This window comes from Actinosynnema sp. NPDC023794, assembly GCF_040639675.1.
Lineage (GTDB): Bacteria > Actinomycetota > Actinomycetes > Mycobacteriales > Pseudonocardiaceae > Actinosynnema > Actinosynnema luteola.
In genome coordinates this window covers 155,230-181,007 of the sequence record NZ_JBFAFR010000012.1, presented here as the reverse complement: position 1 = coordinate 181,007, position 25,778 = coordinate 155,230, and the positions used below count along the sequence as shown (strand labels likewise).

Here is a 25,778-nt window from a genome sequence, read left to right as displayed (position 1 = left end):
GTCGTCTCCTAGTCCAGCTCGTCGACCAGCGCGAACAACGCGTCGTCGTCAGCGGAGTCGAGGTCGGTGTCCAGTGCGGTGCCCGCGCCGAGCAGGGTGCGCAGCCGGTCCAGCGCGGTGTCGTCCAGCTCGCCCGCGCGCACCGCCGCTTCCAGGCGGTCCACCAGCGATTCCTCGTCGGCCGACACCAGCGACCGCAGGTGCTCGGCCAACGCGTCCGGGCTCGGGTGGTCGAACACCACCGTGGTCGCCAGCGTCAGCCCGGTGGCCGCGCCGAGCCGGTTGCGCAGCTCGACCGCCGTCAACGAGTCGAAGCCCAGCTCGGTGAACGCCCGACGGGTGTCGATCGCGTCCGGGTCGTCGTGCCCGAGCACGGCCGCCACCTGCGTCCGCACCACCGCCGGCAGGTCCAGGTCCGCCACGTCGGCAGCCGCCGCGGCCGGCGAGACCTTGCGGGCGCGGACCACGTCCCGCAGCACGGCGGGCAGGTCGTCCCGACCCCGCAACGCCGCCTGGTCGAACCGGGTCACGGCGAGCACCGGCGCGCCGTGCGCCAGGGCCGCGTCGAACAGCTCCATCGCCTCGTCCGCGCCCAACGGCGACAGACCGGACCGGGCCAGCCGCCGCAGGTCCACTTCGGACAGACCGCCGGACAGCTCGCTCTCGGTCTCCCACAGGCCCCAGGCCAGGGACGTCGCGGGCAGGCCCAACGCGTGCCGGTGCTCGGCCAGCGCGTCCAGGTAGCTGTTGCCCGCCGCGTAGTTGGCCTGGCCCGCGGTGCCGAGCAGGCCCGCGACCGACGAGTACAGCACGAACGCCGACACGTCACCGGCCAGCTCGTGCAGGTGCCAGGCGGCGTCGACCTTGGGCCGCAGCACCCGGTCCACCTGCTCGGAGGTGAGCCCGGTGAGCGTGCCGTCGTCGACCACGCCCGCCGTGTGCACGACGGCCGTCGGCCGGTACTGCTCCACCACCGCCGCCAGCGCGTCCCGGTCGGCCGCGTCGCACGCCACCAGGTGCACCTTCGCGTCCAGTTCGGAGACCAGCCGGTCCGCGCCCGGCGCATCCGGACCGCGCCGGCTCAGCAGCACCAGTTCCGCCACGCCGTGGGTCGTGACCAGGTGCCGGGCCAGGACCGCGCCCAACGCGCCGGTCGCGCCGGTGATCAGCACCGGCCCGGCGCCCCAGTCCACCGGGCGGTCGGCCGACGGAGTGCGGGCCAGGCGGGGCACCAACACCTCCCCGCCGCGTACCGCGACCTCGGGTTCGCCCAACCGCAACACCGTGTCCACCAGGTCGTCGGCATCCGCGGTGACCAGCCTGAACCGGCCGGGTTGCTCGGCCTGCGCGCTGCGCACCAGACCTCGCACGGCCGCGTGCTCCAGCCCGTCCCGCACCACGACCGCGAGCGGCCGGTCCGCCCGGCGCAGCACGTCGAGCGTGTGGTGGACCGCCTCACGCGCGTCCAGCTCCGGCACCCGGTGCACGGTCAGGCCGTGCGGCGGCAGGTCACCGGGCACGGTCACGGGCCGCCAGGTCAGCGCGTGCAGCCCGTCCCGGGCCACCCGGCCGCCCAACGGCCGCAACGCCAGCTCGTCCACCGTCAACACCGGCCGGCCCGCCGCGTCCGCCAGCACCAGCGCCACCGACGACCCGGTCCGGGTCACCCGCGCGCGGACGGCGGGCGCGGTGGAGTGCACGGTCACCCCGCTCCACGCGAACGGCAGCACGGCCTGCGCGTCGTCGTCCGCCACCCCGGGCAGCAACGCGTGCAGGGCGGCGTCGAGCACCGCCGGGTGCACCAGGAACCCGTCGCCCTCCTGCGGGACCAGCTCGGCGAACAGGTCGTCACCCGACCGCCACAACGCCTTCAGCCCTTGGAACGCCGGCCCGTAGTGGTAGCCGTGCGGCGCCAACCGCTCGTAGACACCGTCGAGGTCCACCGCCTCGGCATCGGCGGGCCAGGAGAACTCACCGGCCGCGGGGACGTCCTCGGCCAGCGCGCCGGCCGCGTGCTGCTCCCACGGCGAGTCGGCATCCGGACGGGAGTGGATCGTGACGGGACGACGACCGCCCTCCGGCGCACCGACGGTGACCTGCACCTGCGCGCTGCCGAGCACCAACGGCGCGGACAACGTCAGCTCGGCCAGGTGCGGGAACCCCGTGTAGGCGCCGGCAGCGAGCGCCATCTCGGCGAGCGCCGTGCCGGGCAGCAGCACGTCGTCCCGCACCCGGTGGTCGGCGAGCCAGCCACCGGCCGACACCCGTCCGGTGAGCACGACGGTGTCGCCACCGCTCAGCTCGACCGCCGCGCCGAGCAACGGGTGCCGGGGGTCGGACAGCCCCAACTCGCCGGCCGAGCGCGTGGAGCGGGGCGCGTCCAGCCAGAACCGACGTCCCCGGAACTGATAGCCCGGCAGCGTCACCGGCCGTGCGTCGCCGAAGTCCCACGTCACCGGGATGCCGCGGGTGTGCAGGACGCCCAACGCCGACAGCGCGTGGTCGAGCTCCGGCCGGCCCGCGCGCAGCACCGCCACCGCCGAACCCGGTTCCCGCTCCAGGCACTGCCGGGTCAACGCGGTCAGCACGCCGTCCGGCCCGAGCTCCACGAACTCCGTCACGCCGAGCCGTTCCAGCGTGCGCACGCCGTCCAGGAAGCGCACGGCCTCCCGGATGTGGCGCACCCAGTACTCCGGCGACCGCAGCTGCTCGACGGTCGCGACCTCGCCCGTGACGTCCGAGACCACGGTGATCGACGGCTCGCGGAACACCACGTCGGCCAGGTCGGCGCGGAACGCGTCCAGCACCTCGTCCATGTGGGGCGAGTGGAACGCGTGGCTGACCGGCAACCGGCGCGTGCGGCGGCCCTTGGCGGACCACTCCGCGACCGCCCGCGCCACCGCCGCCTCGTCACCGGACACGACGGTCGAGCGGGGCGCGTTCAGCGCGGCCACCGCCAGCACGCCGTGCAGCGACGACCGCACTTCGTCCTCGGTGGCTTCGATCGCGGCCATCGCGCCGTCGTCGCGCGCGGACTGCATGGCCCGGCCGCGCGCGGCGACCAGCGTGCAGGCGTCGGCCAGGTCGAGGACGCCGGCGACGTGCGCGGCGGCCACCTCGCCGACCGAGTGGCCGAACAGGTAGTCCGGGCGCACCCCGTGGTGCTCGACGAACCGGTAGAGCGCGACCTCGACGGCGAACAGCGCGGCCTGCGTGAACGCGGTCTGCCCGAGCAGCGCCGAGTCCGCCGAGTCGGGCTCGGCGAACAGCACCACCTTGAGCGGGCGGTCCAGCACCGGGTCCAGGTGCGCGCAGACGTCGTCCAGCGCCTGCCGGAACACCGGCGAGGTCTCGTACAGCTCCCGTCCCATGCCGACCCGCTGGCTGCCCTGGCCGGTGAACAGGAACGCGGTCTTGCCGCGTCCCTCCCCGTCACCGATGGCGAGGTCGCCGAGCAGGGCGTCCCGGCCGACGACGACCGCGCGGCGGTCGAGCAGCGCCCGGCGCGACAGGGTCAGGCCGACGTCGGCCGGGTCCAGGTCGGGGTGCTCGGCGAGGTGGGCGTGCAGGGCCGCGGCCTGGGCGCGCAACGCCTCGTCGTCCCGGGCCGACAGCACCCACGGCACCACCTCGGGCGTGGCGCGGTCGGCCGGCGCGGGCTCCGGGCCCTGTTCGAGCACGACGTGCGCGTTGGTGCCGCTGATGCCGAACGACGACACCGCCGCGCGACGCGGACGGCCGGCGCGCCACTCGCGCGGCTCGGTCAGCAGCTCGACCGCGCCGGACGACCAGTCGACGTGCGGGGACGGCTCGCCGACGTGCAGGGTGCGCGGCATCACGCCGTGCCGCATCGCCTGCACCACCTTGATGATCCCGCCGACACCGGCCGCCGCCTGCGCGTGGCCGATGTTGGACTTCAACGACCCCAGCCGCAGCGGTTCCTCGCGGTCCTGGCCGTAGGTGGCCAGCAGCGCCTGCGCCTCGATCGGGTCCCCGAGCTTCGTCCCGGTGCCGTGCGCCTCGACCAGGTCGACGTCCGCCGGGGTCAGCCGGGCGGCCGAGAGCGCCGCCTGGATCACCCGTTCCTGCGACGGCCCGTTGGGCGCGGTGAGGCCGTTGGACGCGCCGTCGGAGTTCACCGCCGAGCCGCGCACGACCGCCAGCACGCGGTGGCCGCGCTCGCGCGCGTCGGAGAGCCGCTCGACCACCAGCAGGCCGACGCCCTCGGACCAGCCGGTGCCGTCGGCGTCGGCGGAGAACGACTTGCAGCGGCCGTCCGCCGACAGCCCGCGCTGGCGGGAGAACTCGACGAACGTGCTCGGCCCGGCCATCACCGTGACGCCGCCCGCCAGGGCCAGGTCGCACTCGCCGTTGCGCAGCGCCTGCGCCGCCAGGTGCAGCGCCACCAGCGACGACGAGCACGCCGTGTCGACCGTGATCGCCGGGCCCTCCAAGCCGTAGGTGTAGGCGAGCCGGCCGGAGATGACGCTGGAGGTGTTGCCCGCCAGCAGGAAGCCCTCGACCTCGTCGGGCGTCTCGGGCAGGCGTGAGGCGTAGTCGTCGTACATCACGCCGGTGAACACGCCGGACCGGCTGCCGCGCAGGGTCGTCGGGTCGATGCCCGCGTCCTCGAACGCCTCCCAGGCCGTCTCCAGCAGCAGCCGCTGCTGCGGGTCGGTCGCCAGCGCCTCGCGCGGCGACATGCCGAAGAAGCCCGCGTCGAACAGGTCGGCGTCGTGCAGGAACCCCCCGTGCCGGGTGTAGGTGGTGCCGAGCTTCTCCGGGTCCGGGTCGTACAGCGCGTCGACGTCCCAGCCCCGGTTGGTCGGGAACTCCGAGATCGCGTCCCGGCCCTCGGCGACCAGGCGCCACAGGTCCTCCGGCGACCGGACCCCGCCCGGGTAGCGGCACGCCATGCCGACGATCGCGATCGGCTCGTCCGCGCGGGCCGAGACCTTCCGCTCGGCCTTCCGGTTGCCCGCCACCAGGAACGCGGCCAGCGCGGTCGGCGTGGGGTGGTCGAAGACCAGCGTCGTGGGCAGCTTGCGCCCGGTGGCCGCGATCAACCGGTTGCGCAGGTCGACGCCCGCAAGCGAGTCGAAGCCCTGGTCCCGGAACGCCTTCTCCGGGTCGACCGCGGCGCCGTCGGCGTGGCCGAGCGCGGCGGCGGCCAGCGAGCGCACCAGGTCCAGCGCGTTCGCCTCGGTCAACGTGGTCGACGCGGTCTTGGTGGTGCGCCGCTTCACCAGGCCGCGCAACGGCGGCGGCACGTCACCGTCCACTCGGGACGGCTCCAGCGCGGCGGGGACGAGCAGGCCCGCGTCGCCCGCGAGCGCGCGGTCGAACAGCGCCAGGCCGCGCTTCGGGTCGAGCGGCGCGACACCGGCACGTGCCCAGCGCGCCAGGTCGGACTCGCCCAGCGTCTCGCCCATGCCCGCGTCCCACAGACCCCACGCCAGCGACACCGCGGGCAGGCCCTGCGCGCGGCGGTGCGCGGCCAGGGCGTCCAGGTAGGTGTTGGCGGCGGCGTAGTTGCCCTGGCCCGCCGTGCCGAGCACGCCGGAGATCGACGAGAACAGCACGAACGCCTCGACGTCGCCCGCCAGTTCGTGCAGGTGGCGGGCGGCGAGCGCCTTGGGCGCGAGGACCCGGTCCACCTGGTCGTCGGTCAACGCCGTGGTGGTCGCGTCGTCCAGCACGCCGGCGGCGTGGACGACGGCGGTGATCCGCTCACCGGCCAGCAGCTCGGCCAACGCCTCGCGGTCGGCCACGTCGACGGCCGCCACCCGCGCGCCCAGCTCCTCGGCCAGTTCCCGCGCGCCGGGTGCGTCCAGGCCGCGCCTGCCGACCAGCAGCAGGTCGCGCACGCCGTGCTGGTCGTGCAGGTGCCGGGCGACCAACGCGCCGAGCCCGCCCGTGCCACCGGTGACGAGCACGGTGCCGTGCAGCCGCACGGGCTCGCCCAACTCGGTCCGGGTCAGGCGCGGCACGAGGAACCGGCCGTCCCGCACGGCGACCTGCGGCTCACCGGTCGCGACGGCGGCGGGCACCGCGTCGGCGTCCTCGGCGTCCACCACGACCACGCGGTCCGGGTGCTCGGACTGCACCACCCGCACCAGACCCCACACGGCGGCGTTGGCCAGGTCGTCCACCGGCTCGCCCGGCTGGGCCGCGACCGCCCGCCGGGTGTGGAACACCAGCCGGTCGCCCGGGTCGTGCTCCTCCGCGAGCCAGTCCTTCACCAGCCCCAACGCCCGGCGCACGGCCGCGCGCGGGTCGTCGGTCCCGGCCGGCGGCACGACCACCAGGTCGCCCACCGGCTCGTCCCCCGCGACCTCGGTCCAGGTCACCGCGAACGTGGAGCTGCCCGCGAGGGCGTCCTTGGCGACCGCGCGCAACGTGATGCCGTCGATGCGGCCCAGCGGCACGCCCGCCGGGTCGGCGACGTCCACGGCGAAGGTGTCGGCGCCGTCGGGCGTGATGCGGACCCGCAGCCCGGTCGCGCCGGCCGCGTTCAGCTCCACCCCGCTCCACGCGAACGGCAGCCTGATCCGGCCTTCGTCGGCCGGTTCGAGCACGAGCGGGTGCAGCACGGCGTCCAGCAGCGCCGGGTGGACCGCGAAGTCCTTGACCGGCGCGGTGATCGCGACCTCGGCGTAGACCGTGTCGCCGTCACGCCACATCGCCCGCAGGCCGCGGAACGGGTCGCCGTAGTCGTAGCCGAGAGCCGCCAGGCGGTCGTAGGCGTCGTCGATCGGCTCTTCGTCGACCTCCGGGGGCCACGGGAACGACTCGGCCTGCGTGGCGGCCTCGGTGAGCGTGCCGGAGGCGTGCCGCTGCCAGGTGTCCTGGCGCGAGTGCACGGTGAACCGGCCCTCCCGCACGGTGACCTGCACCGACACCGACCCGGATTCCGGCACGACCAGCGGAGCTTCCAGGGTCAGGTCCTCGACGCGCGGCAGGCCGACCCGCTCCCCCGCCGCCAGCGCCAGCTCCAGGAACGCCGTGCCCGGCACCAGCACCGAGCCGTTGACCACGTGACCGGCCAGCCACGGCTGCGCGGTCAACGACACCTCGCCGGTGAGCACGACCTCGTCCCGCTCGGCCAGCTCCACCACCGTGGTGACCAGGCCGGTGGCGCGGGGCCGGTCGGTGAGCCAGTAGTGGTCGCGGCGGAACGGGTAGGTCGGCACGTCGTCGGCGCGGTCCGCGCCGGGCACGAACGAGGCCACGTCCAGAGGCGCGCCGTGGGCGTGGGCGTGCGCCATGCCCCACACCGCCGTCACCGGTTCGGGCCGGCCCGCGCGTCCCAGCGACACCGCCGTGACGCCGGCGGCCTGCGCGAGCGGCGCGAGCACCGCGTCCGGGCCGACCTCCACGAATACCGTCGCGCCGTGCCGCTCCAGGCCGCGCACGGCGTCCAGGAAGCGGACCGTGCCGCGGATCTGGCGCGTCCAGTGGTCGGCGTCGGGGACCAGCGGCTCGCCGGTCACCGTGGAGATCACCGGGATCCGCGGCTCGTGGTGGGTGACGGTCGCGGCGATCGAGCGGAACTCGTCCAGCACGTCGTCCATGTGCGGCGAGTGGAACGCGTGGCTGACCTGGAGCTTGCGGGCGCGCGGGAACCGGCTCGCGAACGCCGTGACGGCGTCCTCGTCACCCGCCAGCACCAGCGAGGTCGGGCTGTTGACGGCCGCGAGCACCACCCCGTCGGGCAGCTCGCCGAGGTCGTCCTCCCCGGCCTGCACTGAGATCATCACTCCGCCGCCGCGGGCCGACTGCATGAGCCGGCCGCGCGCGGCGACCAGCTTGGCCGCGTCGTCGAGCGTGAGGATCCCGGCGACGTGGGCGGCGACCAGCTCGCCGATGGAGTGCCCGGCCACCAGGTCCGGGGTGAGGCCGTGGTGCTCCGCCAGCCGGAACAGGGCGGTCTCGAAGGCGAACAGGGCGGGCTGGGTGCAGCGGGTCTCGTGCAGCTCCGGGCGGTCGCCGAACATCAGGTCCTTGAGCGGCACGTCCAGGTGCGGCGCGAAGGCGTCCACGACCTCGTCCAGGGCGCGGGCGAACACCGGGAACGTCTCGTACAGCTCACGTCCCATGCCCGCGCGCTGCGCGCCCTGCCCGGTGAACAGCACCGCCGTGCGGCCGTCGGGGACCGCGCGACCGGTGAGCGGCGCGGCGCCGGAGAAGTCCTCGGGCGTGACGCCGACCAGGACGGCCCGGTGGTCGAAGCGCGTGCGTCCGGCCAGCGCGCGGGCCACCTCGGCGACGTCGGTCCGACCGCGGACCCGGTCCAGGCCGGCGACGGCGGCCTCGGCGTCCCGGCCGCTGGACACCCACGGCACGGGCGCGGCTACCTCGGCGCGCGTCGGCTCGTGCACGTCACCCTGCTCCAGCACCAGGTGCGCGTTGGTGCCGCTGATGCCGAACGACGAGATGCCCGCCCGGCGGGGCGCGGGCCACTCGCGCGCGTCGGCCAGCAGCTCGACCTTGCCCGACGTCCAGTCGACCTTCGGGGTGGGCTCGCCGACGTGCAGGGTGCGCGGCATGACGCCGTGCCGCATCGCCTCCACCAGCTTGATCACGCCACCGACGCCGGCCGCCGCTTGCGCGTGGCCGATGTTGGACTTGAGCGAGCCCAGCCACAGCGGTTCGTCGCGGTCGCGGCCGTAGGTGGCGAGGATGGCCTCGGCCTCGACGGGGTCGCCCAACGACGTGCCGGTGCCGTGCGCCTCCACCACGTCCACCTCGGACGGCTCCAGCCCGGCGTCGGCCAGCGCCTGCCGGATCACGCGCTGCTGGGACCGGCCGTTGGGCGCGGTGAGGCCGTTGGACGCGCCGTCGGAGTTGATCGCGCTGCCCCGGATGACGGCGAGCACCCGGCGCCCGTTGCGGCGGGCGTCGGACAGGCGTTCCAGCATCACCACGCCGACGCCCTCGGCCCACGCCGTGCCGTCCGCGTCGGCGGAGAACGACTTGCACCGCGCGTCGGCGGCGAGGCCGTGCTGGCGGGAGAACTCCAGGAACATGCCGGGTGTGGCCATGACCGTGACGCCACCCGCGATGGCCGCGCTGGACTCGCCGCTGCGCAGCGACCGCACCGCGAGGTGCAGGGCCACCAGGGACGACGAGCAGGCCGTGTCCACGGTGAGCGCGGGCCCGATCAGCCCGAGCTGGTAGGCGATGCGGCCCGACATCACGCTCGGCGTCGCGCCGGTCAGCACGTGCCCCTCGGCCTGGTCGGACGCCTCGTGCATGCGGGGCCCGTAGTCGGCCGCCGTGCCGCCGACGAACACGCCGGTCCGGCTGCCGCGCAACGACTCCGGGTCGACGCCCGCCCGTTCGACGGCCTCCCACGCGGTCTGGAGCAGCAACCGCTGCTGCGGGTCCATGGCCAGCGCCTCGCGCGGCGAGATGCCGAAGAACGCCGGGTCGAACTCGCCCGCGCCGGCCAGGAAGCCGCCCTCCCGCACGTAGCTGGTGCCCGAGCGGTCCGGGTCGGGGTGGTAGAGGTCGCCCGACCAGCCGCGGTCGGTCGGGAACTCCCCGATCGCGTCCCGGCCCTCGGCGACCAGCCGCCACAGGTCCTCCGGCGACTCCACGCCGCCCGGGAAGCGGCACGCCATGCCGACGATCGCGATCGGCTCGTCGTGCTGCTCGCGCTGCTCGAACACCTCCTCGGTGACCTCGTCCTCGTGCAGGTAGGAGATCAAGGCCTGCGGCGTGGGGTGGTCGAACAGCAGGCCGGTGGGCAGGGCGCGGCCGGTCGCGGCGGCCAGGTTCTCCCGCAGCTCCACGCCCATCAGCGAGTCGAAGCCCAGGTCGCGGAACGGGCGGCGCGGGTCGACCTTGCCGGGGTCCGCGCCGAGCACCGCGGCGACGTGGTGCAGCACCAGGTGCGCGACGTCCGCCGACCGTTCGACCCGGACCGGCGTGGCCTCCTCGTCCAGCCAGTGCCGTTCGCGCTGGAACGGGTAGGTGGGCAGCTTCACGCGCCGCCCGAGGTGCAGGGCGGACCAGTCGACGGGCACGCCCCGCGTGTGGGCGGCGGCGAACGCGGTCAGCGCCGTGGTCACCTCGTCGTGGCCCTTGCGCATCATCGGGAACGCGCGCACGCCCGCGTCGGCCGCCATCGCCGAGCACACGCCGTCCGGCCCGGCCTCGACCAGCGTGGTGACGTCCAGCGCGCGCACGGCCTGGAGGAACCGGACCGGCTCGCGGACCTGGCGGACCCAGTGCTCGGGGTCGGTGAGGTCGGCGTCGGGGCGCACGGTCGACACCACCGGGATGACCGGCTGGTGGAACGTGAGGCCGCGCACCACGTCGCGGAACTCGTCCAGCATCGGGTCCATCAGCGGCGAGTGGAACGCGTGGCTCACGGTGAGCTGCTTCGTGCGGTGGCTCAACGTCCTCGCGTAGGCCAGGACGGCGTCCTCAGGCCCCGACAGCACGACCGCGCGCGGACCGTTGACCGCCGCGAGCGCGACGCCGTCCGGGAGGTCCAGCTCGTCCTCGGCCGCCTCCACCGCGACCATCGCGCCACCGGCCGGCAACGCGCCCATCAACCTGCCGCGCGCGCTCACCAGGGCGCAGGCGTCGGGCAGGGAGAGGATCCCGGCCACGTGGGCGGCCGCGATCTCGCCGATGGAGTGGCCCAGCACGACCTGCGGCGTGAGGCCCCACGACTCGGCCAGCCGGTACGCGGCCACCTCGACCGCGAACAGGGCGGGCTGGGTCCAGGCGGTGTCGTCGAGGCCCTCGCCCGAGGTGACGACGTCGCGCAGGCCGGGGTCGAGGTGCGCGCAGACCTCGTCGAACGCCTCGGCGAACACCGGGAACGCGCGGCGCAGCTCGGCGCCCATGCCGGCGCGCTGCGCGCCCTGACCCGTGAAGACGACGCCGAGCGTGCCGTCCGCGACCGTGCCGCTGACGACGTTGGGCGCGGGCACGCCCGCCGCGACGGCGTCCAGGCCGGTGTCGAGGGAGGCGCGGTCGGACGCGATCACCACGGCCCGGTGCTCGAACGACGTGCGCGTGGTGGCGAGTGACCAGCCGAGGTCGCGTGGTTCGCCTTCGGTGTCCCGGATGAGGGCCGCGTGCGCCCGCAACGCCTCGGGCGTGCGCCCTGAAACCGGCACCACCGCGAACCCGTCGGCGGTCGCGGTGGCCGGCTCGATCGCGTTCGGCGCCGGCGCGGGCGGTTCGGCGACCACCACGTGGCAGTTCGTGCCGCCCATGCCGAACGAGCTCACCCCCGCCACCAGCGGCCGGTCCGGGTGCGGCCAAGCGGAACGTCCCGTTTGGACGGTCAGGTTGTGCTCGTCCAGCCGCAGCTCCGGGTTGGGCGTGCGGAAGTTCAGGCTCGCGGGCAGCTCGCGGTGCCGGATGGCCAGCACCGACTTCAGCAGGCCGACGATGCCCGCCGCGCCCTCCAGGTGCCCGATGTTCGTCTTCACCGACCCCACCGGCAGCGGCTCGGCCCGACCGGCGAACGCCTCGCCCAGCCCCGCCGCCTCGATCGGGTCTCCGACCGGCGTGCCGGTGCCGTGCAGCTCCACGTACTGCACCGCCCCGGCGTCCACCCCGGCCCGCCGCTGCGCAGCCCGCACCACCGCCGCCTGCGCCGCGGGCTGCGGCACGGTCAGACCCGGTGTCGCGCCGTCGTTGTTGACCGCGCTGCCCCGGATCACCGCGTACACGTCGTCACCGTCGGCCAGGGCGGCGCGCAGCGGCTTGAGCACCAGCACTGCCGCGCCCTCGCCGCGCACGTACCCGTTGGCCCGCGCGTCGAAGGTGAAGCACCGGCCGTCCGGCGACAGCCCGCCGAACTTGTCCGCGCCCAGCGCGCCCTCGGCGAGGATGTTCAGGTTCACACCCGCCGCCAAGGCCAGCGGCGACTCGCCGTTGCGCACGCTCTCCGCCGCGAGGTGCACCGCGACCAGCGACGACGACTGCGCGGTGTCCACCACGACGCTGGGACCGCGCAGGTCCAGCGCGTAGGACACGCGGTTGGCGATGATGCCCCGGTGCGTGCCGGTGTTGGTGTGCTGCGTGATCGCGCCGCGCCCGAGCACCAGACCGGCGTAGTCGTCGCGCAACGAGCCGACGAACACCGACGCCGCCGTGCCCGCCAGCGAGCCGGGCACGATCCCGGCGTCCTCCAGCGCCTCCCACGCCAGCTCCAGCACCAGCCGCTGCTGCGGGTCGGTCGCGGCGGCCTCGCGCGGTGAGATGCCGAAGAACCCGGCGTCGAAGTAGCCGACCCGGTCCAGGAACGCGCCGTACCGCGCGCCGCGCACCGCCTTGGTCTCCGGGGACAGGGTCTCCCACCGGTCCGCGGGCACCTCGGTCACCGCGTCCCGGCCGTCGCGCAGCAGCCGCCAGAACGCGGCCGGGTCGGTCGCACCGGGCAGCCGGCAGGACACACCGACCACCGCGACCGTGTCGTCCAGGTTCGTCATCGACAAGCCCTTCGCGAGCGGGATGGTTTTCCGATCTCCGGTTCTACCGACGAATTGCGCCCGCGCAGTCACGAAACGGTCGTCGGGCGTTCTCCGGGCGGCGAATTACCGGCGCGTGACCGAGTCCTGGTTAACGTCGGTGCCGTCATTCCGGCCCGACCCAGAACCGGCCAAACCCAGAAAGGGACTGGTCCCCATGACCACGAACTTCGCGTTGCCCGAGGACGCCACCAAGATGACCGCGCTGTACGTCCGGGCGATGAACTCGGGCGACGTCGACGCCGTCCTGTCGCTCTACACCGAGGACGCCGTGTCGGTGTGGGCCCCCGAGAACCCCATCAGCGGCGCGGAGCACGAGCAGGCCGTGAAGGAGTTCATGGCCAAGCGCCCGGTGATGCGCGCCGAGCTCAAGGAGTCGTACGTGACCGGCGACACCGCGCTGCTGGTGGTCGACTGGTCGTTCGACATCGAGGGCGAGGAGCCGCTGTCCGGCACGGGCCTGGACGTGCTGCGCAGGGGCCCGGACGGCAAGTGGCGCTACGCCATCGACAACCCGTTCGGCGACAACTGACATGGAGCCGCGACTGGCCGAGGCGCACCTGGGCGGCCTGTTGTCCCAGCTGGGGCTGGACGCCGAGTACGTGCGCGGCGAAGCGGACACGCTGTGGTGGCGCCGGCCGTCCGGCGACGAGGTGCCGGTGGTGGACTTCGTCGGCGGTTACGGCTCGCTGGTGCTGGGCCACAACCACCCGGAGGTCGTGCGGTGCGCCCGGGACCTGCTGGACCGGCAGGTCCCCGTGCACGCCCAGTTCTCCGACCACCCCTACGCCAACGACCTGGCCCTCGCGCTGAACCGCGTGCTGTGGCGGGAGTTCGGCACCGACGAGCCGTACTCGGCGATCTTCGCCAGCACCGGCGCGGAAGCCGTCGAGATCGCGTTGAAGCACGCCGAGATGGCCCGCGGCGCGCGGGTCGCGGCGCTGCGCGACGAGATCGAGGCGCACCTGGCCGACGCGCCCGCCGACCTGGCCGAACGGGTCCGCGAGCACAACGAGGGCCGGTACGACGCGCCGCCGGTGTTCCTGACGCTCGAAGGGTCGTTCCACGGCAAGCTGGCGGGCAGCGTGCAGCTCACCCACAACGCCGGTTACCGGCTGCCGTTCCGGGCGCTGGCCGCGCAGGCGCGGTTCGTGGCGGGCGGCGAGGTCGCCAAGGAGGTCGAGGCGTGCCGCGTCACGCTGCTCGACGTCCGCGACGGCCGACTGGTGGAACGCGACCTGCCGGTGATCGCCGCGTTCTTCGTGGAACCGATCCAGGGCGAGGGCGGCATCCACGTGCTCGACGCCGAGGTGGCGGCCGACATCCGCGCCGCGGCCGACGCGGGCGGCTTCCCGGTCGTGGTGGACGAGATCCAGACCGGGATCGGGCGGACCGGCGCGTTCTTCGCGTCGTCGCACGTCGGGCTGCGCGGCGATTACGTGCTGCTGGCCAAGGCACTCGGCGGCGGCATCGCCAAGGCGGCCGTGACCCTGATCCGGCAGTCGGCCTACGTGCCGGAGTTCGAGCTGGTGCACAGCTCGACGTTCGCCAAGGACGCGTTCTCCTGCCACATCGGTTCGCGGGTGGTCGACCTGGTCGAGCGGCTCGACGCCTGCGGACGTGCGGCGGAACGGGGCCAGGCGCTGGCGTCGGCGTTGCGCGCGGTCCAGGCCGACTTCCCGACCGTCGTCGCCGACGTCCGCGGTCGCGGGCTGATGCTGGGCCTGGAGTTCCACGACCAGACCGGCGCCGCGGGCCCGGTGGGCGAGCTGGCCGGCCAGGGCCTCCTCGGCTACGTGCTGGCGGGCTACCTGCTCAACGCCCACCACGTCCGCGTCTTCCCCACTGCCAGCGCCGGCCACACCCTGCGCTTCGAACCGTCGGTCTTCATCACCGACGAGCAGATCGACCGACTGGCCACCGGCCTGCGCGCCGCGTGCACCGCGCTGCGCGACAACGCGAACGCCCTGCTACCCGGCTGACCCACACCCCCAGGGGTCGGCTGCCCCCGACGGCCCACCGACCGCGTTCCCCGGTCGGTGGGCCGTTCTCACTGCTTGAGGGTGTTGAGGAACGCCTGGAACGCCCCCGGCCGGAACACCAACGTCCCCGACTCCCGGCTCTTGGTGTCCCGCACCGCCGCCCGTTCGGCGGACCGAGCCACCTCGACGCAGTTCTGCGCCCCACCACTGCGCGACGACTTCCGCCACATTGGCCACTCCTAAGACAGCTCGCGAATACGCCGATTGATCTTCTCAACCGTGCGCTGCTCGCTCAAGGCGTTGGCCCGCAGGCTGTCGAAAGCGAGGTTGTAGGTGCGGACGTGCTCGCGCCCCAGGTAGTCCGAAGCGGTCAGCCCTTCGACGTAGACGATCCCCGGCCGCCCCGCGAGCAGGGTCAGGATCGTGAAGGCGACACCATGGGAGGAGTGCGCACCGGCGTCGAACGGCACGACCTGAACGCACACGTGCGGCAGCTTCCCCAGCGCCCGGAGCTCGGCCAGCTGGGCCCGCATCACCTCCGGCCCGCCGATCTCGCGGTGCAACGCCTCTTCGCTGAGCACCAACCAGAGGCGGGGCGCACCTTCGGACTTCATCCACTCCAGCCGCTTCGCCCGGTCCTCGGCCATCCGGTCGACGTCGGTGGCCGAGGCGGTCACCGACCGCTCCAGCAGCGCCCTGGCGTAGTGGGCGGTCTGCACGATTCCTGGCACGCAGTCGAGGTTGAAGACCTTCAACTCGGTGGCCGCGCGCTCCAGGTTCACGTACTTCACCGAGTGCTCCGGAACCCGAGCCGGTGGCAGCTTGCGGCGAGACTCGGTAGCCAACCGCCGCAGCTCCGGAGCGGCGGACTCGGGGATCCCGTAGATCCGGACGATCTTGGCCAGGTCCTTCTCGCTGACCTGCAGGTCGCCCTGCTCGACCTTCGACAGCTTCCCCGAGTACCAGCCGAGGGCCTTGCCCGCGTCGGCGCTGGACAGCCCCGCGGCCTCCCGCGCGTCGCGCAACTCGGCACCCAGCAGGATCCGCTGCACGATCGGGCCGGGGTCGGATGTGATCACACCCGGAGTCTGCCCGACCGCCCCGGCATCCCCGCTGCCATTCACTCCATCGAGCGGACTCCATGTCACTTGAGCCGCAAGCTGAATTTCAATCGCTAGCGTTGCGCCATGACCGAGACCGAGCTCGTACCCGACCTGGACACCTTCGTGGCCGAGATGGTGGCCGACGACGCGCCCCGGCTGTTCGCCGTCGTCCAGGTGCACGACAACACCGACGCCGACATCGCCGCCTGGGGCCTGGCCTTCCCCGACCACGCCGAGGTCGTACTCGCCAACGGCGGCACGCGGATGCGGCTGCGGTCGCCCGAACGCGCCGCCCGCCTGCTCAGCCGCCCGCCCGCCACCGACGCCCGCTTGGTGTGGGTCACCGATGGCATCCCGGAACGGCGCGCGTTGCCGGACCTCACCGGCCGGTGACCGGCCCAGGAGCCGGAGGGCTGGTGCCGCCCGGCTCCCGAGCCGTCCAGCTCGTCACAGCGGCACGTTGCCGTGCTTGCGCGCCGGACTGCGACGACGCTTGTCGCGCAGCATTTCCAGCCCTCGCCGCACCGCCGCCCGCGTCTGCGCCGGGTCGATCACGTCGTCCACCAGGCCGCGCTCGGCCGCGTAGTACGGGTGCGCCAGCTCGTCCGCGTAACGGGCCACCAGCACCCGCCGCAGCTCGTCCGGATCGGCGGCGGCGGCCAGTTCCTTGCGGTGGATGACGTTCACGGCGGCCTCCGCGCCCATCACCGCGATCTCGTTGGTCGGCCAGGCCAACGACAGGTCGCAGCCGATCGACCGCGAGTCCATCACGATGTACGCGCCGCCGTACGCCTTGCGTAGGATGACCTGCACCCGCGGCACGGAGGCCTCGCAGTAGGCGTACAGCAGCTTCGCGCCGTGCCGGATCGCGCCGCCGTACTCCTGGTCGGTGCCCGGCAGGAAGCCCGGCACGTCCACCAGCGTCACCAGCGGGATGGCGAACGCGTCGCAGAACCGCACGAACCTGGCCGCCTTCTGCGACGCCGCCGTGTCCAGCACGCCCGCCAGCACCAGCGGCTGGTTGCCGACCACGCCCACGACCTCGCCACCGACCCGGGCGAACGCGCACACCACGTTGGCCGCCCAGCCCTCGTGCACCTCCAGGAACTCGCCGTCGTCCACGACCTCGCCGATCACCGACCGGATGTCGTAGGGCTGGTTCGGCGACACCGGCACGAGGGAGGCCAGGTCGGGCCGCACGTCGTCGTCCTCGTCAGGCGGCTCGCACGACGGCGGCGGCTCCAGGTTGTTCGACGGCAGCAACGACAGCAGGTACCGCACGTCGGCCAGGCAGCTCTCCTCGTCGTCGTGCACGAACGACGCCACGCCGGACAGCGAGCCGTGCACGTCCGCGCCGCCGAGCTGGTTGTGCGTCACCCGCTCGCCGCTGACGGCCTGCACCACGTCCGGCCCGGTCAGGTACATCTGAGCGGTCTCCCGCACCATGAACGTGAAGTCGGCCAGCGCGGGCGAGTAGGCCGCGCCACCGGCGCACGGCCCCAGCACCACGCTGATCTGCGGCACGATGCCGGACGCCTCGACCTGGCGGCGGAAGATGCCGCCGTAGCCGTTGAGCGCCATCACGCCTTCCTGGATGCGCGCCCCACCGCTGTCGTTCAGCGCGACGATCGGCGACCCGGTGGCGACCGCCATGTCCATCACCTTGTGGATCTTCTCGGCGTGCCCCGCGCCCAGCGACCCGCCGGAGATGGTGAAGTCCTGCGCGTAGACGAACACCCGCCGCCCGTCCACGGTGCCGGAGCCCGCGACCACGCCGTCGGTGTGCGCGCCGGTCGTGCCCCGCCGGTACATGTCCACCTCGACGAACGAACCCTCGTCGAGCAGCAGCTCCAGCCGTTCCCGGGCGGTCCGCTTGCCCAACCGGTGCTGGCGCTCCACCGCCACCCGGTCGCCCAGCGCGATGCGGCCGGCCAGCTCGTCCCGCCGGTCGCGCAACGCCCGCATGGTGCGCTGCGGCGGCGGCTGCGTCGGGCGCACGGCGGGCCGCACGTCCATCTCGGAGATGCTCATCGTCGCCTTTCGCTCGTGTCGACCTGCCGGTAGCCACCGTCGAAGAACACCAGCCCTTCCCGCCCGTCGCCCCTGCCCGCGCCGAGCACCCGGCCGATGAACACCGAGTGGTCGCCCGCCTCGTGCACGTCGACCAGCTCGCACTCCAGCCACGCCAGCGAGCCGGCGAGCACCGGCGCGCCGGTGGCCGGGCCGGGCGCCCAGTCGACCCGGTCGAACTGGGGGCGTCCCGAGGGCCGGTCACCGTCGGCGAACCAGCGGGCGCTGGCCTCCTGGTCGCCGCGCAGCACCGAGGTGGCGAAGTGCCCGGCTGCGGTGATCGAGCCGTGCATGGTCGCCGTGCGGGCCACGCAGCACAGCACCAGCGGCGGGTCCAGGGACACGGAGCTGAACGCGTTCGCGGTCATCCCGTGCATGTGCTCGCCACCGACGGTCAGCACGACCACGCCGGTGGCGAAGCGGGCCAGGGTGGAGCGCATCTCGGTCGGGGACACCCCGGTCAGCTCGGGTGCCAGTTCCATCGCACACGTCCTTCCCGCGAGCAGGGCGCGGGCCGCGCCGGACGACGCGGCCCGCGCGTGCGGCTCAGCCCTCGATGTCCTCGACGCTGTCGGCGACCGGGCGGTCCACCGCCATCACCCACTTGCCGTCCTCGCCCCGCACCAGCACGTCGGTGCACTTGCCGAGGATGCGCTGCTTGCCGCCGTCCTCCTTGGTGATCTCCAGGTCGTAGTCCACGATGATCAGCGAGGTGTCGCCCGCCGTGTAGCTGGCCTTGACCGTGGACTTCAGCTTCGGCTTGGTCGCCAGCAGCGCGATGATCGCGTCCGTGCGCGCCTGGCCGGTCAACGGCCCGCCGGACAGGTTGGAGATCGAGTCGTCCCGGTAGAGGCTGTCGAAGATGGCGCCCTGGCCCGAGTTGAACGCGGCCAGGAAAACGTCGTTCTGGACATCCGGGTCGTCGGTCAGGTCCAGGTTCTGCAAGTCGATCTGGGCGGTCATGGGAGAGTCCTCGCTTTCCTCACGGATTCCGCTTGGCCCACCGGACACGCTAATGGCACGACCGGTGGGCTCACTCACCGCGGAATAACTGGCCGCTCATTCGGCAATCAACCGCGCGTTTTTCGGGGAAATGCGCGACGACCCGCGCGCCGGGTGGCGCGCGGGTCGTCGGAGGGGGTGCGGGGTGGGGTCAGCCGCGGTCTTCCCGGAGCAACCCGGCGGCCCGTTCCGCGATCATCACGGCGTGGGCGTGGGTGTGCCCGCGCGGCGCCTCGGGGATCACCGACGCGTCGACCACGCGCAACCCCGGCACACCGCGCACGCGAAGCCGTTCGTCGACCACGTCGCCCATCCGGCACGAGCCGACCGGGTGGAACACGGTGGTCGCCCGCTCCCGGACGTAGTCGGCGACGGCGTCGTCCGCGGGCCACGGCGCGACCGGCCCGGTGTGCAGGCCGCTCAACGCCGCCGCGCCCAGGACCCGTTCGGCGAACCGCACCCCGGCGACGTACGTGCGCACGTCGGCCTCCTCGGTCAGGTAGCCGGGGTCGATGACCGGCGGCACGGCCGGGTCCGCCGACGCCACCGTGAGCCGTCCCCGGCTGCGCGGGCGCAGCAGCACCACGCCCACGGTGTAGCCGGGGATCGGGTCGCCGTCGTCGGCGAACGCCATCGGCGACCAGATCAGCTCCACGTCCGGCGGCCCGTCGCCGCCGTCGACGCGCAGGAACGCGACCGCCTCGCCGATGTTCGAGCTCGACGGCCCGGTCCGGTCGCGCTCGTACTGCTCGCGACCGTCCTGGAGGAAGCGGGTGGCGTCCGGCGCGTGCACGGCCAGGTCGAGGATCATGTGGTCGTGCAGCCCGCGGCCGACGCCGGGCAGGTCCACGCGCGGCGTCACGCCCACCGCGCGCAGCTCGTCCGCGGGCCCGATCCCGGACAGCAGCAGCAAGTGCGGCGAGCCGACCGAACCGGCGCACAGCACGACTTCCCGCCGTGCGGTGACCGCGCGGTCCGCGAGCCGCACGCCGGTGGCCCGGCCGTCGGGGTCGAGCATGATCCGCTCCGCCCGCCGCCCGCTGAGCACGGTCAGGTTCGGCCGTCCCGACGCGGGTTTGAGGTACCCGTCGGCGGAACTCCACCGGACGCCTTCGCGCTGCGTCACGGGCGTGAGCGCGCACCCGGTGTTGTCCGGACCGCCCAGCCCGCCTTCGACGGGCTTGAGCCCCACTTCCGCGCACGCGTCGAGGAACCGCGTGCTGCTCGGGTCGGGATCGCGCTGCGGCGAGATCCACAGCGGACCCGCCGTGCCGAACTCCGGACCGGCTTCGCGTTCGCCGGCCCAGCGCTCGGCCCGCCGGAAGTGCGGGTGCACCCGCTCCCACGACCACGACGGGTGCCAGTCGTCGAAGTCGGCCGCGTGGCCGGGCACCCACATCTGGAAGTTCGTGGCCGACGAGCCGCCGTGCACCCGACCGCGCGGCCACGGCACCTCCCGGCCGCCGAGGCCGGGCTGCGGCGCGGTGGTGAACGCCCAGTCGACCTCCGTCCCGAACAGCTCCAGCGCACCCAGCGGCACGCCGATGGCCGGGTGGTCGTCCGGACCGCCCGCCTCCACCAGGGCGACGGTGACGGCCGGGTCCTCGGTCAGGCGGGCGGCGAGCACGCAGCCCGCCGAGCCCGCGCCCACCACCACGTAGTCGAACTCCTCCGCTTCCACCACGGCAACTCCTCCCCGCAACGGGCCCGACGCGTCAGCGGGCCACCTGGACCGCCACCTGCTTCGCCGCCACCAGACCGGACTCCATCGCACCTTCGACGTAACCGCTCCACCCGGAGGCGATGTCGCTGGTGGCGAACGAGATCCGGCCCTGCGGCTGCTGAGCCGCGCGCAGCAGGCCGGTCAGCTGCCTCGGCTGCCGGAACGACCAGCCGCCCAGCGCGAACCGGTCGCCGCCCCAGTCGTGGCCCTTCACCGACAGCACCCTGGCGTCCGGCACGACCAGCCGCACGGCTTCCTGCACCTGCGCGGCGTTGTTCACGTCCAGCCGCGGCTCGCCGCTGAACCCGATCATCAGCCAGCCCTGGGACGTCTGCTTGTACGGCACCAGGGTGTCCACCGGGTAGCCCTCGGGCGCGTGCACGTAGGTGTTCCCGATCGAGGAAGCCACGTGCAGCCACAGCTTCTTGGCGGTCGGCACCCCGATCGTCTCGCGCGAGGCCTGGAGCTTGGCCGCCGACAGGCCGGGCAAGAACTCGATGGTGCGCCACACGTTCACCGGGACGGCCACGACCACGGCCGCCGCCGTGTGCACCGAACCCACCGCGGTGCGCACGGTGACCTGCCTGCCGTCGTCGGCGATCGACTTCACCGGCGTGTTCAGCCGCACCTCGGCCTGCGCCTCGGCCAGGATCGACCGGGCCAGGCCGTTCATGCCGGTGGTCGGCTTGTAGGTGTTGATGCCGTAGTACTGCTCGGCGTTGTAGTTGCACAACGCCCACCAGTGCAGGAACTGCGTGTACGCGCCCCGCGTCGAGCCGCCGCCCAGGCCGCCGGTCGCGCCGGTGAGCCACTTCTCGTCCAGCGCGGACAGGTTCATCGAGTCGAGGTGCTGCCGGATCGTCAGCGCGTCCGGCGCCTGGAGCAGGTCGGCCCGCGCCAACGGGTTGTAGGCGTCGGGGAACAGCTCGCGGGCGCGCGCGCTGAACCGCGTCAGCAGCTCGCCCTGCCGGCCGAAGGACTCCTCCGGCGGGAAGAACCCGAACCCGTTCTCCGTCGGGAAGAGCGTCCGCTCGGCGGCGGCGTCGGCGACGAACCCGATGCGCTGGGACTCGATCTCCCGCCACACCGTGGTCTGCAACGGGTCGACCCACGTGCCGCCCAGCTCGACCTGCTCGCCCTCGAACGTGGTGGTCCACGTCCGGCCGCCGATCCGGTCGCGCGCCTCCAGCACGAGCACCCGCAGGCCGCGGCGGCGCAGCTCCCGGGCGGCGGTGACACCGGCGAACCCGGCGCCCACGACGATCACGTCGTGGGTCGACCGGGTGCCCGTGCCCGCCGCCGACGCGACGGCGGGAGGCAGGGCGCCACCGACGACGGCGGTCGTGGCCAGCGCCTTGAGGAAGCCGCGGCGGGTAGGTCCGGCGGCCTTGACCAACTGACTCATGTTTCTCGTGCCCCCAGTGGCATCGGTGTTACAGGAACGGGGTCTCGGGGTCGAGGCCGACCAGCACCCGCCCGTGGACCTCCAGGCTCATGTCGGGCGACATGAGGCCGTGCGTGGTCAGGCCGAGCAGGTCGCGGTGGTAGCGCTGGAACGGCGCGAACTTGCTCAGCGCCGACGCGCCCGCGATGGTCTGCAACGCCTCGACGGCTTCCTTGACGAGCAGGATCGCCGTGCCCGCCCGGCCGCGGACCGCCGCCTTCTCGTCCCACGTCGGCTGCTCGCCCGCGTCGGCACGCCGCTGGAGCATGTCCACGTAGGACGCCGACAGCGTCTCCGCCGCCGTGATCTTGTTCGCGGCCAGCGCGACGCGGTGCTGCGTCAACGGGTGCTGCCGCTGGTCGGTCCACGACGTGTAGGCCAGGCCGCGGCCGGGCAGGCGCTCCAGGAAGACCTCCAGCGCGCCCTTGGCCATGCCGATGTAGGCCGCGACGGACTCCGCGACGACGTAGCTGATCAGGCTGTACGCCCGACCCTGCGCCGTGGGCGTGCGACCGGGGACGCCCTCCATCAGCGCGTCCTCGCCCGTGACGACGCGGTGCGCGGGCACGAACACGTCCTCGGCGGTGGTGGTGGAGCTGCCGGTGCCCGACGCGGCGGACACGTGCCAGTCGTCCGCGATGGTCAGCTCCGACATGGGCACCATCGCGAACACCTCCTCCTCGGTGCCGTCGGGGCGTTCGGCGATGGCGGCCAGCAGGTCCCAGTGCGCGCCGCGGCAGCCGGTGTTGAACCGCCACGAACCGTTGAGCAGGTAGCCGCCCTCGGTGGGCGTGGCCTTCGCGGTGGGCGTGAAGCCACCGGAGATGCGCACCGACCCGCCCGCGAAGATCTCGTCCTGCGCCTGGTCCGGGTACAGGGTCGCCATCCAGGCGCTCGACACCCACGCGACCGCCGTCCACGCGGTCGAGCCGCAGCCGCGGGCGATCTCGGTCAGCACGGCGATCTGCTCGGCCATCGGCAGGTCCAGGCCGCCGAACCGGCGCGGCACCGCCATCGAGAACACGCCCGCCTTGTCCAGCAGGTCGACGTTCTCCTCGGGGATCCAGCGGTTCTGCTCAGCCTCGGCACCGTTCTCGCGCAGCCTCGGCACGATGTCGCGGACCGCGTCCAGCACTTCGCTCATGGCGTTTCCTCCCCGCTTCGGGTGAGCACTACGGGCAACGTCTCGTGGCCGTTGGAGATGAACGACCCCAACGGGCGCAGTTCCTCGGCCGGCACCGCGAGCCGCAGCTCCGGGAACCGGGTGAACAGGGCGGGCAGGCCGACCGAGGCCTCCAGACGGGCCAGTGGCGCGCCCAGGCAGTGGTGCACGCCGTGGCCGAAAGCCAGGTGGTCGCGGCGCGTGGGCCGGGTCGGGTCGAACTCGGCGGCGTCCTCGCCGTGCACCTCGCGGTCCCGGCCGGCCGCGCCGAAGGCGATCACGATCGGGTCGCCCTTCGGGATGAACGCGTCGCCGAGGTCGATGTCCTCCACGGCGTAGCGCAGCGGCAGGTTCGGGAACGGCGCCTCCAGCCGCAACGACTCCTCGACCACGTCCTCCCACGCGAGCGAGCCGTCCAGCACGGCGGCGCGCTGCGCGGGGTGGGTCAGCAGCAGGGCGATGGTCTGGTCGAGCAGGTTCACCGTCGTCTCGTGGCCCGCGGTGAACATCAGCAGCACGGTGTCGACCAGCTCGCGCTCGCTGAGGTGGCCGCCGTCCTCGTCGTGCGCCTGGATCAGGCCGGTGGTCACGTCGTCGCCGGGCCGGGTGCGCTTGATCGCGACCAGCTCGTGCAGCAGCCGGTACAGCTCCAGCTCGTTGGCCTTGACCTGCTCCGGCGAGGCGGAGGTGTCCATGATCTCGTGCACGGACCGCAGCAGCGGGTCGCGGATCTCGTCCGGGATGCCCAGCAGCTCGGAGATCACCCGGACCGGCAGCGGGTAGGCGAACCGCTCGCGCAGGTCGACCACCTCGTCCGCGGGCACGTCCGCCAGCCCGGCCAGCAGCTCCTCGGTGATCGCCTCGATGCGCGGGCGCATCGCCTGCGTCCGGCGTGCGGTGAACGCCTTGGCGACCAGCTTGCGCAGCCGGGTGTGCTCCGCGCCGTACGCGGTGATCATGTTGCGGTCGGCGACCCACATGGCCAGCGACCACGTCTGGGCCAGCTCGCTCTCGCCGCCACCCCACGCGGGCCAGTGCCGGTAGGTGTCACGGGACACCCTCGGGTCGGTGAGCAGTTGCTTGACGAGCGCGTGGTCGGTGACCCACCACGCGATCACGTCGCCGGGCAGCTCCACCCGCACGGCACGCCCGAGCGCGCGCAGGCGCTCGGACTCGCCGTGGATGTCGCGCCCGGCCGTGTCGATGACCGGGTAGCTGACCTGGCTGGTCATGCGAACCTGCTCGCGTCCTGGTCGCGCAGGATCTGGCACACGTCGCGGAAGCCCGCGTCGACCTGGGCCAGCTCCTCGTCGCTGAGGTGGATGGACGGCTCGAAGCGCATCGTCTCCAGGTTGGAGGCGGTGGAGAAGATGCGGATGCGGTGCTTGCGCAGCAGGTGGCCGCCGATGACGAACGCCAGCGCCTCGTGCTCGACCGCCTCGCGGATCTCCGGGTCGGCCGACTTGCTCTGGTCGTGCAGCTCGAAGCCGAGCATCAGGCCCTTGCCGCGGACCTCCTTGACGACGTCCGGGTAGTCGGCCTTGATCCCCTCCATCATCGCCACGGCCTTGGCGCCGCGCTCGGCCGCGAGCTGGTAGGCCTTGCCGCCGTCGGTCTCCAGCATCTCCAGGAACTTCAGCGCCAGGCGGCTGGAGAAGCCGTCGCGGCCGAAGGTCGAGGTGTGCATCAGCTCGAAGTCCTTGCGGTAGCGGTGCTCGTTGACCAGCACCACGCCGAGCTTCGCCAGGCCGCCGCCCAGTGCCTTGGCCAGGATGATGTAGTCGGGCTCGAGGTCGATCTGGGTGCCCGCGAGGAACGTGCCGGAACGGCCCATGCCGGACTGGATCTCGTCGGCGACCAGCGGCACGCCGATCGCGTCGCACGCCTCGCGCAGCGTCCGCGCCAGCTCCCGGCTGATCGGGAAGATGCCCGCCTCGCCCAGGATCGGCTCGACCAGGAACGCGGCGAACACCGGGAAGTCGCGCTCGACCAGGTCGACGACGCCGTCCTGCACGACGACGTCCAGCAGCGCGGCCCGCTCCTCCTCGACGACCTTCTCGATCATCTCCGGGCGGTCGCGAGGGATGAACCGGGCCTGCGCGGCGAGCGCCTTGAACGGGCCGCGGAACTCCTCGTTGAACGTGAGCTGGACGCTGCTGACGAGCTTGCCGTGGAAACCGCCCTCCAGGGCGAGGAACAGTGGCGGGCGCGCCTCGGTCTCGGCGTTGCGGCGGCGTACCTCGGCGACGAGCCGGTCGAAGTCCGCGCCGCCCGCGAGGGCAGCCGCGGCCTCGGAGACGCGGGCGCCGCCGGCGAGGGCGGAGCGGGCTGCCTCGATGTTGGCCTCGATGCCCTCCTTCAGCTCCTTGATCCGCATGCCGCGATCGAGCTCGGCGTGCTTGATCGTGATCTCCACGGCCTCGGCGCCGGAATTGCCGAACAGGCCGTAGAACTTGTCCTCGGTCTTCAGCTCGCGGCGGATGATCTCGTTCAGCTTGGCCGCGAGGTCGATCGCGTAGGAGTAGCCGGAGAACTGCGCGTGCACGGGGGTCTGCTGGTCCAGCAGCCACTTGGCGTGCTCGACCAGTTCGGGGTTGTTGTGCCCGAACATCAGCGATCCGAACCCGCTCGCGGCGTCGAAGACGCCGACCTCGCTGCCGTCGTCGGCCAGGTAGTAGAGGGTGTTGCCCTCGGCGCGCACGTACTTCAGCGCCAGCCCGAACTCCGACAGCACTTCGACGAGGTAGGAGTCCGCGAACTCGGGCGCACCAGGAGAAGCGCTCATTTCTCAC

14 protein-coding genes are annotated in these 25,778 nt (G+C 73.4%); 3 read left to right on the top strand and 11 right to left on the bottom strand.

Translation table 11 applies throughout. From position 1 onward, the window contains the following. Positions 1-8: 8 nt before the first annotated feature. On the bottom strand, positions 9-12,461 hold the full coding sequence (locus AB0H12_RS24645; protein WP_499625610.1) for an SDR family NAD(P)-dependent oxidoreductase: 12,453 nt from the start codon (positions 12,459-12,461) through the stop codon (positions 9-11). Positions 12,462-12,657: 196 nt separating this feature from the next. Here AB0H12_RS24645 and AB0H12_RS24640 point away from each other — a divergent pair, with 196 nt between their 5' ends. Next, positions 12,658-13,032 carry a YybH family protein gene (locus AB0H12_RS24640; RefSeq protein WP_499625609.1) on the top strand — a complete coding sequence of 125 codons (375 nt, stop codon included), beginning with the start codon at positions 12,658-12,660 and terminating at the stop codon, positions 13,030-13,032. A gap of 1 nt (position 13,033) precedes the next feature. Further along, positions 13,034-14,482, top strand: coding sequence for an aspartate aminotransferase family protein (locus AB0H12_RS24635; RefSeq protein WP_499625607.1), 1,449 nt, complete (start codon positions 13,034-13,036; stop codon positions 14,480-14,482). A 68-nt stretch (positions 14,483-14,550) separates the two neighbouring features. On the opposite strand, the gene AB0H12_RS24630 is transcribed toward AB0H12_RS24635, so the two are convergent. Both AB0H12_RS24630 and AB0H12_RS24625 read right to left on the bottom strand, forming a co-directional pair. Further along, positions 14,551-14,712 carry a DUF397 domain-containing protein gene (locus AB0H12_RS24630; RefSeq protein WP_230565366.1) on the bottom strand — a complete coding sequence of 54 codons (162 nt, stop codon included), beginning with the start codon at positions 14,710-14,712 and terminating at the stop codon, positions 14,551-14,553. A 9-nt stretch (positions 14,713-14,721) separates the two neighbouring features. Beyond that, positions 14,722-15,561 carry a helix-turn-helix domain-containing protein gene (locus AB0H12_RS24625; RefSeq protein ID WP_230565365.1) on the bottom strand — a complete coding sequence of 280 codons (840 nt, stop codon included), beginning with the start codon at positions 15,559-15,561 and terminating at the stop codon, positions 14,722-14,724. Between the two features lie 108 nt (positions 15,562-15,669). Here AB0H12_RS24625 and AB0H12_RS24620 point away from each other — a divergent pair, with 108 nt between their 5' ends. Next, on the top strand, positions 15,670-15,978 hold the full coding sequence (locus tag AB0H12_RS24620; protein ID WP_499625605.1) for a hypothetical protein: 309 nt from the start codon (positions 15,670-15,672) through the stop codon (positions 15,976-15,978). A 54-nt stretch (positions 15,979-16,032) separates the two neighbouring features. Here AB0H12_RS24620 and AB0H12_RS24615 read toward each other — a convergent pair whose 3' ends face one another. The 8 genes from AB0H12_RS24615 to AB0H12_RS24580 form a co-directional block, all read right to left on the bottom strand. Then, positions 16,033-17,616, bottom strand: coding sequence for an acyl-CoA carboxylase subunit beta (locus tag AB0H12_RS24615; RefSeq protein WP_499625604.1), 1,584 nt, complete (start codon positions 17,614-17,616; stop codon positions 16,033-16,035). Beyond that, positions 17,613-18,137: a flavin reductase family protein gene (locus AB0H12_RS24610; protein WP_499625603.1), complete on the bottom strand. Its 525-nt coding sequence runs from the start codon at positions 18,135-18,137 to the stop codon at positions 17,613-17,615. Before AB0H12_RS24610 ends, AB0H12_RS24615 begins: the two co-directional genes overlap by 4 nt. 64 nt (positions 18,138-18,201) lie before the next feature. Further along, a complete protein-coding gene (locus AB0H12_RS24605; RefSeq protein WP_499625602.1) occupies positions 18,202-18,618 on the bottom strand; it encodes a YybH family protein in 417 nt (138 codons plus the stop codon). 190 nt (positions 18,619-18,808) lie between these two features. Beyond that, positions 18,809-20,341: a GMC family oxidoreductase gene (locus AB0H12_RS24600; protein WP_499625600.1), complete on the bottom strand. Its 1,533-nt coding sequence runs from the start codon at positions 20,339-20,341 to the stop codon at positions 18,809-18,811. Between the two features lie 31 nt (positions 20,342-20,372). Next, positions 20,373-21,785 (bottom strand): flavin monoamine oxidase family protein, encoded by a 1,413-nt coding sequence (locus AB0H12_RS24595; protein WP_499625598.1) that lies wholly within the window; start codon positions 21,783-21,785, stop codon positions 20,373-20,375. 28 nt (positions 21,786-21,813) lie between these two features. Beyond that, positions 21,814-22,968, bottom strand: coding sequence for an acyl-CoA dehydrogenase family protein (locus AB0H12_RS24590; RefSeq protein WP_499625596.1), 1,155 nt, complete (start codon positions 22,966-22,968; stop codon positions 21,814-21,816). Beyond that, on the bottom strand, positions 22,965-24,218 hold the full coding sequence (locus AB0H12_RS24585; RefSeq protein ID WP_499625594.1) for a cytochrome P450 family protein: 1,254 nt from the start codon (positions 24,216-24,218) through the stop codon (positions 22,965-22,967). The genes AB0H12_RS24590 and AB0H12_RS24585 overlap by 4 nt, the downstream gene beginning before the upstream one ends. After that, the gene (locus AB0H12_RS24580) at positions 24,215-25,771 is read right to left on the bottom strand and encodes an aspartate aminotransferase family protein (RefSeq protein WP_499625592.1); all 1,557 of its coding nucleotides are present in this window, start codon (positions 25,769-25,771) and stop codon (positions 24,215-24,217) included. Before AB0H12_RS24580 ends, AB0H12_RS24585 begins: the two co-directional genes overlap by 4 nt. Between the last annotated feature and the right edge of the window lie 7 nt (positions 25,772-25,778).